This is a genomic window from Bradyrhizobium sp. SPXBL-02, from assembly GCF_051853065.1.
Taxonomy (GTDB): Bacteria; Pseudomonadota; Alphaproteobacteria; order Rhizobiales; family Xanthobacteraceae; genus Bradyrhizobium.
The window spans coordinates 941,032-957,538 of the sequence record NZ_CP182474.1 but is presented as its reverse complement, the minus strand read 5'-3'; the positions used below and the strand labels follow the sequence as shown (position 1 = coordinate 957,538).

At 60.5% G+C, this 16,507-nt stretch carries 15 protein-coding genes; 13 read left to right on the top strand and 2 right to left on the bottom strand.

The genetic code is table 11. The annotated features are described in order from the left end of the window. The first annotated feature begins 141 nt into the window (after positions 1-141). The 3 genes from ACNJYD_RS04475 to ACNJYD_RS04465 all read left to right on the top strand — a co-directional run bounded on the left by ACNJYD_RS04475 (position 142) and on the right by ACNJYD_RS04465 (position 5,942). Positions 142-4,965, top strand: a complete 4,824-nt coding sequence (locus tag ACNJYD_RS04475) for an NAD-glutamate dehydrogenase (RefSeq protein ID WP_439365506.1) — start codon at positions 142-144, stop codon at positions 4,963-4,965. A 37-nt stretch (positions 4,966-5,002) separates the two neighbouring features. Further along, on the top strand, positions 5,003-5,323 hold the full coding sequence (locus tag ACNJYD_RS04470; RefSeq protein ID WP_172786721.1) for a hypothetical protein: 321 nt from the start codon (positions 5,003-5,005) through the stop codon (positions 5,321-5,323). 283 nt (positions 5,324-5,606) lie between these two features. Then, a complete protein-coding gene (locus tag ACNJYD_RS04465; protein WP_172786720.1) occupies positions 5,607-5,942 on the top strand; it encodes a hypothetical protein in 336 nt (111 codons plus the stop codon). Positions 5,943-5,978: 36 nt separating this feature from the next. Here the strand turns inward: ACNJYD_RS04465 and queD are convergent, their stop codons facing one another. Then, a complete protein-coding gene (gene queD, locus ACNJYD_RS04460) occupies positions 5,979-6,335 on the bottom strand; it encodes a 6-carboxytetrahydropterin synthase QueD (RefSeq protein WP_211407620.1) in 357 nt (118 codons plus the stop codon). Positions 6,336-6,609: 274 nt separating this feature from the next. Between queD and ACNJYD_RS04455 the strand changes: the two genes are divergently transcribed. The 10 genes from ACNJYD_RS04455 to ACNJYD_RS04410 all read left to right on the top strand — a co-directional run bounded on the left by ACNJYD_RS04455 (position 6,610) and on the right by ACNJYD_RS04410 (position 15,644). Then, positions 6,610-7,860, top strand: a complete 1,251-nt coding sequence (locus tag ACNJYD_RS04455; protein WP_439365505.1) for a tyrosine-type recombinase/integrase — start codon at positions 6,610-6,612, stop codon at positions 7,858-7,860. 70 nt (positions 7,861-7,930) lie between these two features. Further along, complete coding sequence (locus ACNJYD_RS04450) at positions 7,931-8,887, top strand: hypothetical protein (protein WP_439365504.1); 957 nt, start codon at positions 7,931-7,933, stop codon at positions 8,885-8,887. Positions 8,888-9,068: 181 nt separating this feature from the next. Further along, a complete protein-coding gene (locus ACNJYD_RS04445) occupies positions 9,069-9,296 on the top strand; it encodes a helix-turn-helix domain-containing protein (protein WP_439365503.1) in 228 nt (75 codons plus the stop codon). A 272-nt stretch (positions 9,297-9,568) separates the two neighbouring features. Continuing rightward, the gene (locus ACNJYD_RS04440) at positions 9,569-9,841 is read left to right on the top strand and encodes a winged helix domain-containing protein (protein WP_439365502.1); all 273 of its coding nucleotides are present in this window, start codon (positions 9,569-9,571) and stop codon (positions 9,839-9,841) included. Next, complete coding sequence (locus ACNJYD_RS04435; protein ID WP_439365501.1) at positions 9,841-11,451, top strand: AAA family ATPase; 1,611 nt, start codon at positions 9,841-9,843, stop codon at positions 11,449-11,451. Before ACNJYD_RS04440 ends, ACNJYD_RS04435 begins: the two co-directional genes overlap by 1 nt. Next, a complete protein-coding gene (locus ACNJYD_RS04430; protein ID WP_439365500.1) occupies positions 11,448-11,753 on the top strand; it encodes a TSCPD domain-containing protein in 306 nt (101 codons plus the stop codon). Before ACNJYD_RS04435 ends, ACNJYD_RS04430 begins: the two co-directional genes overlap by 4 nt. A 420-nt stretch (positions 11,754-12,173) precedes the next feature. Further along, positions 12,174-13,565 (top strand): hypothetical protein, encoded by a 1,392-nt coding sequence (locus ACNJYD_RS04425; protein WP_439365499.1) that lies wholly within the window; start codon positions 12,174-12,176, stop codon positions 13,563-13,565. Positions 13,566-13,691: 126 nt separating this feature from the next. Then, the gene (locus ACNJYD_RS04420; protein WP_439365498.1) at positions 13,692-14,906 is read left to right on the top strand and encodes a hypothetical protein; all 1,215 of its coding nucleotides are present in this window, start codon (positions 13,692-13,694) and stop codon (positions 14,904-14,906) included. Between the two features lie 8 nt (positions 14,907-14,914). Beyond that, positions 14,915-15,118, top strand: a complete 204-nt coding sequence (locus ACNJYD_RS04415; protein WP_439365497.1) for a hypothetical protein — start codon at positions 14,915-14,917, stop codon at positions 15,116-15,118. A gap of 211 nt (positions 15,119-15,329) precedes the next feature. After that, positions 15,330-15,644 (top strand): helix-turn-helix domain-containing protein, encoded by a 315-nt coding sequence (locus tag ACNJYD_RS04410; RefSeq protein ID WP_439365496.1) that lies wholly within the window; start codon positions 15,330-15,332, stop codon positions 15,642-15,644. A gap of 477 nt (positions 15,645-16,121) precedes the next feature. On the opposite strand, the gene ACNJYD_RS04405 is transcribed toward ACNJYD_RS04410, so the two are convergent. Continuing rightward, positions 16,122-16,334, bottom strand: coding sequence for a ribbon-helix-helix domain-containing protein (locus ACNJYD_RS04405; RefSeq protein ID WP_439365495.1), 213 nt, complete (start codon positions 16,332-16,334; stop codon positions 16,122-16,124). Positions 16,335-16,507: the final 173 nt, after the last annotated feature.

Below are 16,507 nucleotides of genomic sequence, written 5' to 3'. Positions count from 1 at the left end.
CGGCTGCGGAATGCTAATATCGTCGAGGCCGCAAGACCGAAGATTTCGCCGAAGCGATTGAATCGCGGTCAAGAAGATGCGCTCGAAGAGGCGCACTCCAAGAACGATGCCCGACCGTAATTGCGGCTCGTCGGCTGGGAGATGGAGGACGCTATGGCTTGGCGTGACGACAAGGCCCGGGCAACTCTGATCCACGAGGCAGCAGGAAGCGTGCAGCCGGGCAAGGCCCCCCGGGCCTTTGCCGAGCTTCTGTTCGCCTTCACCAATGTCGAGGACCTCGCCAGTTGCGATGCCTCCTCGCTTGCCTTCCTCGCGGAGCAAGCCTGGGAGCATGTGCAGCGGCGCACGGCGGGGCGTGCCGATATCCGCGTCGTCAATCCGCTGATGCCGGACGGGCGCGAGATCTCCGTGCTCGAAATCCTCAACGACAACATGCCCTTCCTGTTCGATTCCACTATGGCGGAGCTCACCGAGCAGGGCATCGAAGTCACTCTCGTCGCTCACCCCATCATCGCGGTGGAGCGCGATGATGGGGGCAAGCTCCTGCGCTTCTACGGCGAGGCACTGCCGGAAGGGGCAAAGGGCGCGCGAGAGAGCCTGATTCACCTCCACATCACCCGCCTGGACGCCGACGCGGACCGCGAGAGGCTGATTGACGGCCTCACCAGGACGTTGAACGACGTGCGCGCTTGCGTCGCGGACTGGCGCGCCATGCGCGACCGCGTCGAGGACGCGGTCAAGACGTTCTCGTCCAATCCGCCGCCGCTTCCGATCGACGACGTCGCCGAGGCCAACCAGTTCCTGCAATGGCTGTGCGCCGACAATTTCACCTTTCTCGGCGTGCGCGAATATCGCTTCTCGCCCGGCCGCGACGCGTCGGACGACATCACGACCGGCGAGGGCCTCGGCATCCTCCGAGATCCCGATGTGAAGGTCCTGCGCCGCGGCAGCGAAATGGTGGTGATGACGCCGGAGATTCGCGAGTTCATGCGCGAGCCGACCCTGCTCATCGTCATCAAGGCCAACGTGAGCAGCCGCGTCCATCGCCGCATCCGGATGGATTATGTCGGCATCAAGCTCTATACGCCCGACGGCCGGCTCGAGGGTGAATTGCGAGTCGTCGGCCTGTTCACCTCGGGCGCCTACACGCGCTCGGCACGACAGATCCCCTATGTTCGCCACAAGGTATCGCGGGTGCTCCAGCGCGCCGGCTTCGACCCGAATAGCCATTCTGGCAAGGCTCTCCAGCACATTCTCGAAGACTATCCGCGCGACGAACTATTCCAGATCGACATCGATACCCTCTTCGATTTCGTCATGGAGATCCTAATCCTCTATGAGCGCCCCCGCGTCCGGGCGCTGGCGCGGGTCGACAAGTTCGATCGTTTCGTTTCCATCCTCGTTTTCATTCCGCGCGACAAATACGACACTGACGTGCGCATGCGCGTCGGCGCCTTCCTGGCGCGGAGCTACAAGGGGGCACTGTCGGCGTCCTACGTGTCCTTCCCCGAAGGAGCATTGGCGCGCGTCCACTACATCATCGGACGCTATGAAGGTAAGACTCCCGCCGTCGAGCGCGCCACGCTGGAAGCAGGGATCAGCGCCATTGCCGCGACCTGGGCCGACAAGCTGAAGGCCGCGCTGGCTGCGTCGACCGACGGCATGCGGGCGCGCATGCTCGCAAATCGCTACGTCCAGGCCTTTAGCGGCGGCTATACCGAGGCTTCCACGGTAGAACAGGCGGTCGCCGATATCGCCACCATCGAGAAGCTCACACCGGCCCGCCCGGTGACGATTTCGGTTCACCGCTTCGAGGACGATGATCCCAGGCGCTTCGGCCTTAGGGTGTTTTCGGATGCCGCGCCGCTGTCGCTGTCCTACCGCGTGCCGGTGATCGAAAATCACGGCCTGCGCGTGGTCAACGAACGCACCTATCAGATCGTGCCCGGCAACAGGCCCGAGCCGGTCTGGCTGCACGACATGACGATCGAGACCAGCGACGGCCAGCCGATCGAGATCAGCCGGGACTTCAGCCATCGCCTGGAGGCCTCGATCATGGCGGTGGTCACCGATCGCGCCGAATCCGACGGGTACAATGCCTTGATCTTGCGCACGGCCCTGGGCTGGCGGGAAGTCTCGACCATCCGGGCGCTGTCGCGCTATTTGCACCAGATCCGCGCACCGTTCACCCAGGACTATATGTGGGAGACCTTGCGCAAGAACGCCGCGATCACAGCCAACCTCGTCGCGCTGTTCCAGGCCCGCCGCGATCCACGCCTCGTCCTGACCGATCGCGAGCGTTCGGCGCGCGAGATAACTCTCCTTGCCGAGATCGAGGATCAGCTCAAATCCGTCGCCTCGCTCGATGAAGACCGCATCCTGCGCCGTTTCACCAATCTGGTGCAGTCGACCATCCGCACCAATTTGTGGCAGCTCGGCCCGGACGGACATCCGCGTCCGGTAATCTCCTTCAAGTTCGACGCGCGCAAGATCGAGGATCTGCCCCCTCCCCGACCGCTCTACGAGATCTTCGTCTATTCACCGCGTGTCGAAGGCATTCACCTGCGCTTCGGCAAGGTTGCGCGCGGTGGCTTGCGCTGGTCCGATCGGCCACAGGATTTCCGCACCGAGATCCTCGGCCTCGTGAAAGCGCAGCAAGTCAAGAACGCCGTGATCGTGCCGGTCGGCGCCAAGGGCGGCTTCGTGCCCAAGCGCTTGCCGCCGCCTTCCGATCGCGAGGCGTGGCTCGCGGAGGGCACCGAAGCCTATCGCATCTTCGTGCGCTCGCTGCTCGAACTCACCGACAATCTCGACGGCGACATCGTGGTGCCGCCCGACTTGACCGTGCGGAATGACGGCGACGATCCTTATCTAGTCGTCGCCGCCGACAAGGGCACCGCCACCTTCTCCGACGTCGCCAACGCGATCTCGGCCGAGAAGAACCATTGGCTCGGCGACGCCTTCGCCTCCGGCGGCAGCCAGGGCTACGACCACAAGAAGATGGGGATCACGGCGCGCGGCGCCTGGGAGGCGGTCAAGCGCCACTTCCGCGAGCTCGGCACCGACATTCAGACCGTGCCGTTCACCGTGGTCGGCGTCGGCGACATGTCCGGCGACGTCTTCGGCAACGGAATGCTGCTCTCGCCGGCGACGAAGCTCGTTGCGGCGTTCGATCACCGCGACATCTTCATCGATCCCTCCCCCGACCCGGCGATCAGCTTCACTGAGCGCAAGCGCCTGTTCGACCTGCCGCGATCGAGCTGGCAGGATTATGACAAATCGCTGATCTCGCAGGGCGGCGGCGTGTTCTCGCGCTCGCTCAAGGCGATCCCGCTCGCGCCGGAAGTGCGCACCCTGCTCGATCTCGACAAGGAGCAGGCAACGCCGTTCGAGGTGATGACGGCGATCCTGAAGGCGCGCGCGGACCTCCTGTGGTTCGGCGGCATCGGCACCTATGTGCGGTCGTCGGCGGAGAGCGACGATCAAGCCGGCGACCGCGCCAACGATGCGATCCGCATCACCGGTGCCGACGTTCGCGCCAGGGTGATCGGCGAAGGCGCTAATCTCGGCGTAACCCAACGTGGGCGCATCGAAGCGGCGCAGAAGGGCGTCAAGCTCAACACCGACGCGATCGACAATTCGGCCGGTGTGAATACGTCAGACCTCGAGGTCAACATCAAGATCGCATTGGCGCGCCCCGAGCGCGAGGGACGCCTCAGCCCGGCTGACCGCAACACCCTGCTTGCCGCGATGACCGACGAAGTCGGTACGCTGGTGCTGCGCAACAACTATCTGCAGACGCTGGCGCTCTCGCTCGCCGAACGCAAGGGCATGGCCGAGACCGGCTTCCTCACCCGCCTGATGCAGTCGCTCGAGCAACGCAGCCTGCTCAGCCGCGCCGTCGAATTCCTGCCTGACGATGCTGCGATCGCCGAGCGCACACGACGCGGCCAAGCCCTGACACGGCCGGAGCTTGCCGTGCTGCTCGCCTATGCCAAGCTGACGCTTTACAGTGACCTGCTCGAAACCGGCGTGCCTGACGATCCATATCTCGCCCGCAGACTGTCCCTGTATTTTCCGCACGAGATTCTCGACAAATTCCCGGCCGCGGTCGAGCACCATCGCCTCCGACGCGAGATCATCGCGACCAGTCTCGTCAATGCCGTGATCAACCGCGGGGGTCCGGCCTGCATCGTACGCCTGACCGACGAGACCGACGCCGATATCTCGACCATCGTCATGGCCCAGGTGGCGGTGGACGCGATCTATGAGCTCAGGCGGCTCAATGACGGGATCGACGCGCTCGACACCCTCATCGACGGACAGTTGCAGCTCGGCCTCTACGCTGCGATCCAGGATCTCCTGCTCTCCCGCATGGTCTGGTATGTGCGCAATGTCGATTTCAAGGACGGTCTCAGTGCAGTGATCGCTCGGTTTGGTCCTGCCGTCCGTGAGGTCGCAGCCTCGCTCGACAGCGCCCTGCCACCGGACTTGCAAGCCGCGCGCAGCAAGCGCCGGCAGGACCTGATCGATGCCGGCGTCCCGACCGGACTCGCCGGCGATCTGGCCGACCTCGACGCCCTGGTCTCGGCGCCTGATATCGTGACGGTCGCCGAGCGCACCGGCCGCAGCATCGGTGATGCGGCCGCGACGTTCTTTGCCGCCGAGGCCAATTTCCGTCTCGACCGCATCACCGCCGCTGCGCGCAACGTGCCGGCCAGCGATCATTTCGAGCGCCTCGCCATCGACCGCGCCGTCGACCTGATCGCAGCTGCCGAAAGACGCCTGGCCGCGGACATGCTGACCATCGGCCAATCAGGTCAGCAGGCCGCGGAGACCTGGCTTGCAGCTCATCCCGAGGCGACGCGCATCCGCCGTACGGTCGAGGAGATTGCCGCCGGCGGCCTGACGCTCGCGAAGCTCATGGTGGCGGCGAACTTGCTGGGAGACCTGGTCAAAGTCTGAGGGCGTGCAAGACATGCAATGCTAGCGGAGGAATCCAATGATCCACGCCACTTGCCATACCGCCGACAATGTCCGCTGCATCGAGTTCGATGCCACGCCGTGGTTCAGCGAGGCTGAGGCTCCGAGCATCATCGATTTGGCCCAACGAGGATGGACCAGCACGGCGATTGCAGAGTCCCTCGAGCATCGACGAGGATACGAAGGCTTGCACGACCTCGTCGAGTATGCGGCGAAGCGACTGCAAGCGGAATCCCTGGAGGACCCGACCTGGGAAACCTTCGAGTGCGTCGTCGATGGACCCGAGGCCGTCGCCTGGCTCAAGCAAAACCGGCCCAACGTCGCGGCAAGGATCCGGTAAGCCACAGGAAGCGCAGCAAAGGCCACCATTAGCATCTCCTGAAGGACGAGCTCGATCGAGCGCGATTGCGGCTTCCTCGCCCTCGAATGGCAGTGTCCGATCTTACAAAGCGCGATCCGCGCGTCATCATACTTTGGTCCTGATCGTACTTTGGTCCTGATGCGGGACCGTAGTGGCCCGTGTACATAGCATTGCGCTTGATCAATTCAGGCGGGTCCCGTCCGGACAAATTACCGGCTCTATTGCATTGGAGACGCGTATGGCTGGAAATGGATTGACGTCGATGGCCGCCCCATGCGCGGCTCATCAGAATGCGGCAGATCGGATCGTCTATCTGATCTTCGACAACATTGCCGGACGGCCCGGCAGAGCCGGCCGGAAAACCGAGGTCGAGCGGACTGACATCGAAACCGTCATCTCGAACCTGATCGCCGGCCGTTTCAACGACCCCGTCCGCATCGTCGCCTTCGATCCGCTAGGTCATTGGTCGAAGGACGTGTCGAGAGAGCTTGCGGAAGAAATCCAGACGCGTTGCGACATCGACACCACGCCCGTGCCGGAGCACATCCGGGACTTCGTCAGGAGCCATTGGGCCGCCCCGGCAGCAGTCGCTTTTTGATCTGGTCGTGCTGAACGGGTCAGCTTGCGGTTGTCGTCACCGCCCTTGATATTCGGCCCAACAGTCCGCCGTTTCGTAAACTCGAATTGCGGAAAGCTGGTGGAGACGCGAGCCCAACCGGTCCCATATCCAGATCGCGATATTCTCAGCGGTTGGGTTCTCGAGTCCTTCGACGTCGTTCAGGCATCTGTGGTCCAGGGCCTCCAGGACGCCGGCAAAGCATTCTTCAATATCGAAGAAGTCCGCGACGAAACCCGTGTGCGGGTCCACGGGTCCCTCCAACTGAACCTCGACCCGATAGGAATGACCGTGCAGCCGGCTGCACCGGTGCGTTTCCGGCACGTTCGGCAGGCGATGTGCCGCCTCGAATTTGAATGCCTGCGATATCTTCATCTGATTTCCAAGGGCGCGCCCCATCCGCGATCTCGGACGAGCGACCGGACACTGCATTGCTTTTGCCGGCATCGGAAGAAGCTGGCGCGCCCGGAACGATTCGAACGTCCGACCCTCAGATTCGTAGTCTGGGGATCGGCACGCTATAGCACACATCGGGACGGTTGAAAGGGGTCGGTTCTCGTTTTATTCTGTCTATTATGTCCCCTCACGTCCCCACCGGTCCCATAGCATCCCGCCATTTTGCGTCCCCGGCGCGCCCCCATGGGGACGCATGAAAAAGCTGCTAACGGACGCATATTGCCGAGCCGTCAAGGCGCCAGCAGAGGGCCGGCTTGAAGTGGCGGATACCCGCTGCGCCGGGCTTGTTCTGCGCGTGACCAAGGGCGGCGTCTCCTCCTGGGCATTCCGGTTTCGTGATCCTGTCAGCCGACGCACACTGAGGGCCACCATCGGCACCTATCCCGACATCGGTCTCTCTAAGGCTCGGGACGACGGCGACGCGATGCGGAAGCAGGTTGCCTCCGGCATCAATCCGATTGAGGCGAAGCGCACAGAGCGGGCAGAGGCCGGCTCTCGCGAGTTTGCCACTCTCGCGGAACGCTACATGGTCGAGCACGCAGGTCGACACAAGCGCCCCAGGTCCGTTGCAGAGGATCGGCGCAACCTCGATAAGCACGTCCTCCCTAAGTGGCGAAAACGGGACTATCGAAAGATCCGGCGAGCCGACTGCATCGAGCTATTGGAGGCAATTGTTGCGGCCGGCACGCCCACTGCGGCGAACCGAGTTCATTCCCTGATCTCGAAAATCTTCTCATTCGCGGTCGACTGCGACCTACGAGAAGATAATCCGATGTCACGGCTTAAGAAGCGCGGCGCGGAGAAGACCGGCAAGCGCGTGCTCGATGACGACGAACTGCGCACGTTTTGGCGAAGCGCGATCGAAAAGCCAATATCGCGCAGGACCGGCTTGGCTCTTCGGCTGGCGCTTCTGACTGCCGGGCGCGCGACCGAGATTGCCGGCGCCGCGCTGGCGGAGTTCTCGCACCTCAATCAGGTGAAGGCGGCAGGCTGGACGATCCCAGCAGAGCGCGTGAAGAACAAGCGCGATTTTTTCCTGCCGCTCTCACCTCTGGCGCTGGAAGTTGTGAAAGAGGCTATCTCGACCTTGCCAGAGGGGGCGACCGTCCTCTTTCCCTCTCCTCGATCTAAGGACAAGTCAAAGCCGATCAGCGGGCACGCGCTGACCGTTGCTATGGCACGGCTCGCTAAGACGATGGACGGCAAGTGGATTGAGGATCCGCCCTCACCTCACGATCTGCGGCGCACGGTCGAAACCCGGATGTCCGCGCTCGGCATCAAGAAAGAGGATCGGGATGCGTGCTCAAACCACAAGGCGCGGGACGTGGGGTCCGTTCACTATGACATGTACGAACGCCACAAAGAGAAGCGCGTGGCCTTCAACCGATATGCTCGGGAGATAGAGAGAGTTTTGGCGGAGGCGCCGAAGAACCGGCGCGGCTAGGGTAGCTCCCGAAAAGCTGGTCCGCACCAGCCTGCCGCGTCGTCACCATGCGGGCACCAGCGGAGTGCGCATGAGCAACGATACTTATTGGCAAAACGGACAAGAGTTTTATCGATCGAATGGCTGGCCGGTTTGGCCCAATCGGCATCGAGAGTTGCCGAGCTTCCAGGACGACGGCGAGAAGCCTAAGGGCGACCTGTTACAAGATGGTTTTGCGAGGCTCATGCTTTCGCATCTCAACGACGCCGAAAAGAAGACCAGACCCAGCCTTGGAGATCAAAGCGCGCAGGCAAAAGACCTTGCGGCTTTCAGCGCGCTAAAAGATGCGGCTTGGTTGGTCCATTATGTTGCGGGCTGGGCAATCGATCATCAGCGCGGGCTAGCTCTTCAAGGGCTCAAGTTCGTTCCGCTCCAGCCGAACCAAACAAAGACACATTCGGAATATCTGGCCCGGCGCGCGGAAGTTGATAGCCACGAGCATGAGAAGGCGGGTGCAAAGGTTCTCCAGGATGAACTAGACCCCGTCACAGCGCGCCGTGTCATGCTCAACATCCTGGTGCCTATGGCCGGCCATCTCGGCATTCCAACCAGGATGCTGAACGCGCTGCGTGCGCTCGATTTTGGAGAGGTGATGCCGGAGCTGCAAAAGGCGGAGACCAACGCGAAGCAGGGGCTTACGGAAAGGCAGCTCCAACTTAGGGCGGTCGCCTATGTTGAATATGAGGTGGCTAAAGGTCGGAAGAAGGGTCTCGCTCAAGTCGAGGCGGCCCGGGAATTCGGCGTGCAACATACCGACCTAGGTTCCGATACAGTGCGAGGCTGGGAAGCCCAGCTGCGGGAATTTTTCGGGGACCTTGAGGTTGATCGAACCATCGCGATGGCCCGCAATTGCGGGAAGAATTACCAGCACTACAGACAGAAGAAGTTGGGAGGGGACCAGACGGCGGATCCTGAACACTTCGAAGAAATGCAGGGATTGCCTTCGTTGAGGGAAGCTGGCGCCCTCTATAAGAGGCGCGGTCGCTAATTTTTGGGGAGCAGGAAGCCGCCTGCTCCCCATTTTTATGGGGGAGCGCTACCCGTTCTAAACTCGCTTTTCAGGGGTAAGCTCGGCTTCATTCCCAGCGCGACGGCAGAACTGTCGCCCTTCTACACATGGTGCAACGTCACGCGATGCTGCGGGACGCTGTTGCAAAACAGGATGCACCATGCCGACGCAAGACACCGATAAGCGCGAGCAAGTCGCGAAGCTCGCATACACTCCCGAGGAGGCTGCCGCCGCCACGGGCCGCAGCCGTACGCGCATCTACAAAGCAGTAAGGGACAAAGAGCTCACCGCCCGAAAGGACGGGAAGGCGACAATCTTTGAAGCCAGTGAATTGCAGCGCTGGCTGCGAACCCTCCCCTCCATCGGCCGCGAAGCCACCGCTGCCTAATCCCCATCAAAGGAAAACCCGGCTGCACGATCCACATCTTGGCGGATCAGATCGTGCGCACCGGGCTCTCTAGGAGTTTTAAACTTGAAAACCTGTAGCAAACGACGTCCCAAAGCACAATCGGTTTCCGACCTTCCCCTGTTCAGCTGGCGCGTTGTGGTTGTTCGTCCGGCCACGCGGGCTGGAAGCTTCGTCGCACGCCGATACCACGTCCATCCGGCAGTCGCGGATCTGATCGCGAATCTGGCCGGCATCGGATCGGGGGTGGAGCAATGAACAGCATCACCGTCCGAATGCCGAGCGGATCATGCCTGACGTTCACCGGTCGCGAGGCCTGGACGTTGCGTCGGTTGATCAACGCCGGTTCCGTTGGGGTGACCACGATCGATCATCCGGCGCCCCGCTGGTCGCATTACGTCTTCAAACTCCGCCGCGCTGGGCTGACCATCACCACAGAATATGAGCCGCACCGCGGGTCATTTCCGGGAACGCATGGCCGCTATCGGCTCGAAACCCCCGTCACAGTTGTTGCAGAGGCCGCATAATGAATTTTCATCACTCACGCGCGCCGCTGACCGCAGCGGAGTTGAAGCGGCGTGCCGAAGCCCTGATGGCGAACGGCAAGGGCAAGCCGGAGAACCAGGCCGAGGCCGAGGCAGTCGGTTCGGAAGTCGGGGACGAACGGCAGTACGGCCCCACGGCCGCGAAAGTGCTCCGCGATGTCAAGCGCAGCGTTGCGCTGGCATCTCAAGAGGCCAAGTTCGCCGTGTTCACGGAAGCCGCCGCAACGCTGGCGGATGCCGTGGCGAGCCAATGGGTGCCCAAAAGCGTGATGGTTGATCGGCTGTCTGAAATTGCCATCGCTCACGGGTACTTCGCCCGCGATCAACGGGAGATCGAAGAGCTGATCGGCCATTACGCCGAACAGACCTCCGCCCCGAAGCAGAAGCCAGACAAAGCCTCGCCAGGCTCGAAGCCGGCAAAGCGGCGACTGATCGCACATCGCGCGAGCGACCTCGAACCGGAGAAGCTCGTCTGGGTCTGGCCCGGCCGAATCCCGGAAGGCAAGCTCGTCCTGTTGGGGGGGCCGCCCGGTTTGGGTAAGAGCCAACTGACCGCGTTCATGTCGGCCACCGTCTCGAACGGTGGTCACTGGCCGTGTGGTGAGGGCTCGACGCTCCCGGGAGACGTCATCTTCATGTCCGCGGAGGATGGTGTGCAAGACACCATCATCCCGCGCCTCATGGCGGCGGGGGCTGATCGTGACCGCGTTCACATCGTCTCGGCCGCGACGAAGCCGGACGGAACGGGCAGGAAGACGTTCAGCCTGAAGACGGACGTCGATCTGCTGGAAGATATGGCGAGGAAAATCGGCACGGTCAGGCTGATTATCGTTGATCCGATCTCGGCATACATGGGCGGCAGCGACGGCAATGGGAATGTGGAGACCCGGGAAGTCCTGGAGCCGTTGGCCGACATGGCCAACCGTCTGCGGATCGCCGTGGTCGCCGTAACGCACCTCAACAAAGGTGGTGGTGGCGGCAACCAGAGCGCCTTGAACCGGTTCGCCGGGTCGATCGCGTTCGTGGCTGCGGCCCGGGCTGCGTTCGCCGTGATCGAGGATCCGGAGGACGACGAGCGGCGGTTCTTGCTCCAAGCCAAGAATAACCTGGGCAAGAAGTGCAAAGGTTTGGCCTTCCGGCTCGAGCAGCGCCTGGTCGGTGACGACGTCATGTCATCGAACGTCATGTTCGAGGGCGACCACGTCTCGGAGTCGATCGACCAAGCGCTGTCTGCATCGGAGAACCGTGGAGCCAAGAAGGGTCAGTCGGGCGGCGGCAAGGACGACGTCATGCAGTTTCTGAGGGACATCCTCTCGGCCGGCCCGGTGGACGTTCTGGAGGTCGAGCGTCAGGCGCGGGCGGCGGCGTTGCTTGAGGACGACAAGCGGCTGAGCAAGAGCAAGGCCTTCCGCGATGCCCGAACCGAGCTAGGCATCAAGTCCACCAGGGACGGTTTCGGGCCCGGTTCCCGGTACGTGTTGGAGTTACCGGACGCACCATGGGCGCCCAAAAACCCCATGGGCGCCCCCTCCCAAACAAGGGCGCCTATGAATGATTTGGGCGCCTATGGAGAGGCTGGAGGTCCGCAATGACGGGCCTGCGAACTCGCCTGAGCGACCGGAGAGCGCATTGGATCTTCCGGTTCGAATGCGACGGCCAATCCTACACCGGCGGTATCGGCCGGTTCGAAGATGGCCGGATCGCCGAGGTCTTTATCAATGGTACGAAGGTCGGCACGGCTACGGCTGCCGAGACCAACGCTCAGGACGCGGCAATCGTCGCGTCCTTGGCCCTCCAGCATGGTTGTCCCATCGAGACGATCGAGCATGCCTTGGCTAGGTCAGGCGGCTTTGCTGGTCCGTTGGCAACTTTGCTAAGGGAGTTGAAGCGATGAGGCCGCCCGAGTTCACATCGTTCAAGATACTCACGCCCTACGACCCGCGTGAGGGAATAGGTCTGAAGGAGGCCGCGGCTCGAGCCGGAAAGTCCGAGAGCACGCTACGAAATTGGTGTGTGCAACACGGGCTCGGTAGGCGCGTTGGTGGCGGCGTTTGGAAGGTCAGCAAGGTCGCGCTTGCAATGTTTCTCGATGGCGACCAATTGGCTCTTGCTGCCTATCTCTCCGGCGACCGAGCTAACTCACTCGTGAAACGATACTTCGAACGAGTTGGCGCGCCGATTCCGGCCAAAGACCAATGTGTAAACTGAACAATCGCCCTTGAGTTGATGCGCGACGAAGATGACGCTTTTCCGTGTTCAATCGCGAGTCGACCGGCTAAAATAACCGCCCCCAAAATAGGTCAGGGAGGTGGACGTGACGGAACGTCTGGCAGGCGGCGACGCGGCTGTTTCGGTCCGTGTTGTCGGGAGAACAGGCTGGGACGCGGTATCCGAAGCATTGCGGCGCGTCGGAAGGCAAGCTCCTATCCTCATCCTCTTCGCGTTCGCCGCATTTGTAATTTACGTGTTCTATGACAGCTTTCAAAAAACTCAGAAGGTGAGCGCGGAGCAGACAATTGCCGAACGCGCTCAACACACCAAGACCCTCGTTGAGGCGGGCGCGCTGTTGAATCAGTCGTACGGTACCCTTGCAACGCTTAAGGCTTCGCAAGTCGCGGAGGTCGAACGCTTGTTTCAGTTAATCAGAGACGCGAGTGCCGACGCCAAGAAGGCCGAGGGCGAAGCCAAGAAGGCTGAGAGCGAGGCCAAGGAAGCGCTATTAAATGCCGCTCGCGCGAAGACAGAAGCAGAAGTAGCCCAGAGGCAGCAAGCCATTACCCAAAGAGAGTTGAAGACCAAGGAAACATCTCTTGCTGCGACGGAAGTTGTTTTGTCGCGCAAGACAAGCGACCTCGAAAAAGTAAAGGGGCACGTCATTCAGTTAGCCACTTTACTGAGCAAAAAGGAATGGGAGAAAGCATTCGAACAATTGACTAAGTTGCTAGAACTAACTGGGGCTCCACCGGAACTCAGCTTTGATCCGACCGCAATGCGAAACGCGGGTAAACTTGCGCCCACGCTCGAAAAAACTGCCCCCCATAAATTCGAGCAGCAGTTGACCTCAACCTTCATCAAGAAAATCCAGAGCACCTTGTGCGCCAGCATTGACGGCAAGCTTGGAGATTCGACAGATTCGCCTACGAGGACTGCGCTCTCGGAGTTTTATCTGGGATACGACCACGAACTACGAAATATAGATTCAAGCAGCGGCGAGCGCAGCGCTCGAGGGAAAAAGAAAAAATCGCAAGCACCTCCAAAGACGAAGCTCTTGAAGAGCCCAAACTCTTCCACGGAAGAGTCAGGCTTCATCGATACTCCTGAGAAACTTGCCGCAATTTCAGCTGCAGTGAAGCGGCACGGGGACTGCAACGATCATTCGTTCAAAGATGCTTTTGAAGTCGGACTAGTGTCTCGATATGGCGTTACCAGAATTTATGATGTCATATCGAAGGCAGCTTCTCGGGAAAAGATATCATTTGAAGGGAAGAATGGTGAGAAAAAGCCCGGCCGAGTGGCCATAGAAGAGTTGAGGAACAAGTTCGGCCTGAATAGCGGACTGGAAGGTTATTGGTCCGACCTAATCGACGTAGCACTCCTCGATGCTACGCGACTAGGAATTGTAGCACTACGTAAACATTTCGAGATGCCGCATGCGGAGGACGGACAGCTTGATTCAACGCTCAAGGGTCTGATGATCAAACGCTGATCCTCAGTTTCGAATACAACTTATTAGCAATGCGGCAATTTTGCCGCGTGAGCAGAAGCCGCATAGTCCGCAAGATCAGCAGCCTTGTCGTAGTGCCTGAGCTCTATCACTTGTACTGACAACCTCATGCAGATTGCATGGGGCAAAGCGATGGAAGACGCTCACAAGTTTGAGGATCTGGTGCAGTTTAGAGCGCCGACGAACCTGTCGAAAGCCATAGACACGGCTGCAAGGGAAAGATGCCAATCGAAATCTGACTACATCCGACAATCGATCGTCGATCGACTTCGCTCAGATGGCATCCATCTTCGCGGGGTCGCTGGGCGCGCGGCGTGCGCATTGCTTGTTTGCGCGCTGGTAGCTTCGAGCGCAATGGCGGCGGGCACGATTCCGATTTCCATGACGCAGCAGTTCGATAGCCTGGGCAAGCCCCTTGTCGGCGGGCAACTGTTTCTGATCAAAGCGGGCACGGTAGCCGAACCACAGAATTGCTTTCAGGATGTAGGGCTGACAATTCCTTGGCCCAATCCGATCACGCTTGATGCTGCCGGCCGCGTGCCACAGCTGTTCTGCGCCGATGGTTCTATCAAGATCAGATTGACCAGCAAGACTGGCGTCTCGCAGCTTGTCGCGGACAGCGTACTGGTCATCGGGCCGAGCAGCGGCGGAGGCGGCGGGAGCTCGGTTGACCAGACCACCTTGCTTCAAACTGGCCAGATGATCGACATGTACGCGACGGGTGTTTTGACAGGTTTCGTTCGCTGCAACGGCCGAAGCATTGGCGGAACCACCTCCGGTGCGACAGAGCGTGCAAATTCCGATACGCAGGCTCTGTTCAACTTCCTCTGGCAGCAAGATCCAAATCTAGCGGTTTCAGGCGGGCGGGGCGCAAGTTCAGCATCTGACTTCGCCGCGAACAAAACGTTGAGCTTGCCGGATTGCCGCGCTCGCGTCCGTGCGGGCCTCGGTGACATGGGAAACACTGATAGCGGCCGGCTGACAGCAACTTACTTTGGTGCCAGTCCGGTTACCCTAGGCGCAACTGGCGGCACTGAAAACCAGACGCTGACCATAGCCCAAATGCCTTCGCACTTTCATTCGGCGAGCATTTACGATCCGGGCCACACGCATGGTCACAACATTACTGGTGTCAATTCGAACACAACGGGCGGTGGCGGCTTCACCACCTCTGGGTACGGCACCGCCATCATCAGTGCTGCCGTGACAGGCGTGCGCGTGAACAGCTCTAACGGCCTGGACACTACGTACAGTACGGGCGGCGGCGGCGCTCATCCTATCGTCCAGCCTACTCTCTTGGTCACAACTTACATCCGTCTTTAGGAGCTTCCATGATCGTGCTCACAGTTAGCGAAAAAGACGGTCGCAATTTCACTGTCCGCTTCCAAGTGAAGGATCTGAACGGCAAGGACCGAGTTTGGCGGGATAGCGAGGTGAACCATGAGACCGGACTATCACAAGCGTACGGCATCGATGACAATTTCCGCCTCATAATCGAAGCCCCTGAGGAGCAGCGGGACAAAAGTGATGGCTGAGTTTCGAGCTCAGGCCGGTGTCGACGTCCATTCCGGAAGTATTGAGAACAAGGCAAAAGCAATGACTCGTCCGGTCGGAACCAGCCCACTAGCGCTTAGAGCGTCTGGCAACAGCGGGCGCGCGTGATGCCCGACCAACTCAAGGCAATTGAGAGCACAATTTGGGCGATCGACGCCGCCGTGCGCGCGGCGGGTCAGCCGGAGAATTAGAATGGGCGGGACCTCACTGGACGCCAGCGGCGCAATTTCAAACGGCGGCAATCGGCGGCGTCCCGGCATTCCGTACGTTGCCAGACCTGACGGTTCGAATCTCGACGTGCGCGCAATTCGTCTTGCCTCCAAGATCGGCGCGACACAGCGCACATTTGCAGACGCGATTGGCGTGCCGGTCAAGACGCTCCGCAATTGGGAGCAGGGCCGCCGCAAGCCGACTGGCCCGGCGCTCGTGTTGTTGAAGCTGATCGAGCTCAATCCATGGGTAGTGTTTGACACCTTCCACGGATCGCGAGAGACCGAACACGCCTAAGCCGCTTTGTGGACGAGCTTATTTCGATATTTCGTGCAGTCCAGCGTGAATTAAAATGAGAGAGTTTTGACAAGGCCAGCGTGGCGCAGGAGGACGCCGCTGGCGCAATTTTATCAGGCAACTACTGCGGCGATGAGCAATTGCCTCCTGTGCGCCGGCCACTTTTTCTGTGCGCCGAGTAGCCCGTGGTGGGCGACGTTCCTCCCTTGTCAGGGAATGTCAGGGAGCAACGCCGGGAGCGCGTCGGGTGCTCCTTGAAAACAATCAAGATCAATCAAACGATGGTTTCTGCGCAATACGCGCGCGGGAGTGCTGAAAGCAAATGACAACCAATGAAAACATGCCCGCCTATTTTGTAATGCCCTAAAAGGGCAGGCGGGCAGCGACAAGTCAGCTACCGATAGGAAAGCCGGCTCAAGCGCTTAGGGAATAAAATACTGCCGTCCGCGCCGCTCTGCCGACGAAAAATGACGGACACTATTCCTCAGCCTGAAGGGGATTGCTCACAACCGGCCGCTTCCCATTCTTCTTGAGCAGATCGTTGAACGCCTCGATTGCGAGCGCAACTAGTGTCGCGTCCTTTTCTGCGGCCAGGATCTTCAGTGCTCGCAAGCCTTCGGGATTGATGCGCACCAGCAGTTTTTTGACAGCCTGAGGGTCGTGGGTAGGGGAACGGGGCTTCCGGGACATTGTGGTCTGCTCAGTGCTGCGGGTGGGGTGTCGAGGCTGGCTCGACATGATGAGGGGCAGAGCGCGACTAAAGCATTTCAAAGCCGGCCCAGCAAAAGATTGGTCTCGGCGGCAAACCATACTTGATGACGGCATGCTATCATGATAGCTTCCGATAATGTTTCTTCTCGGAA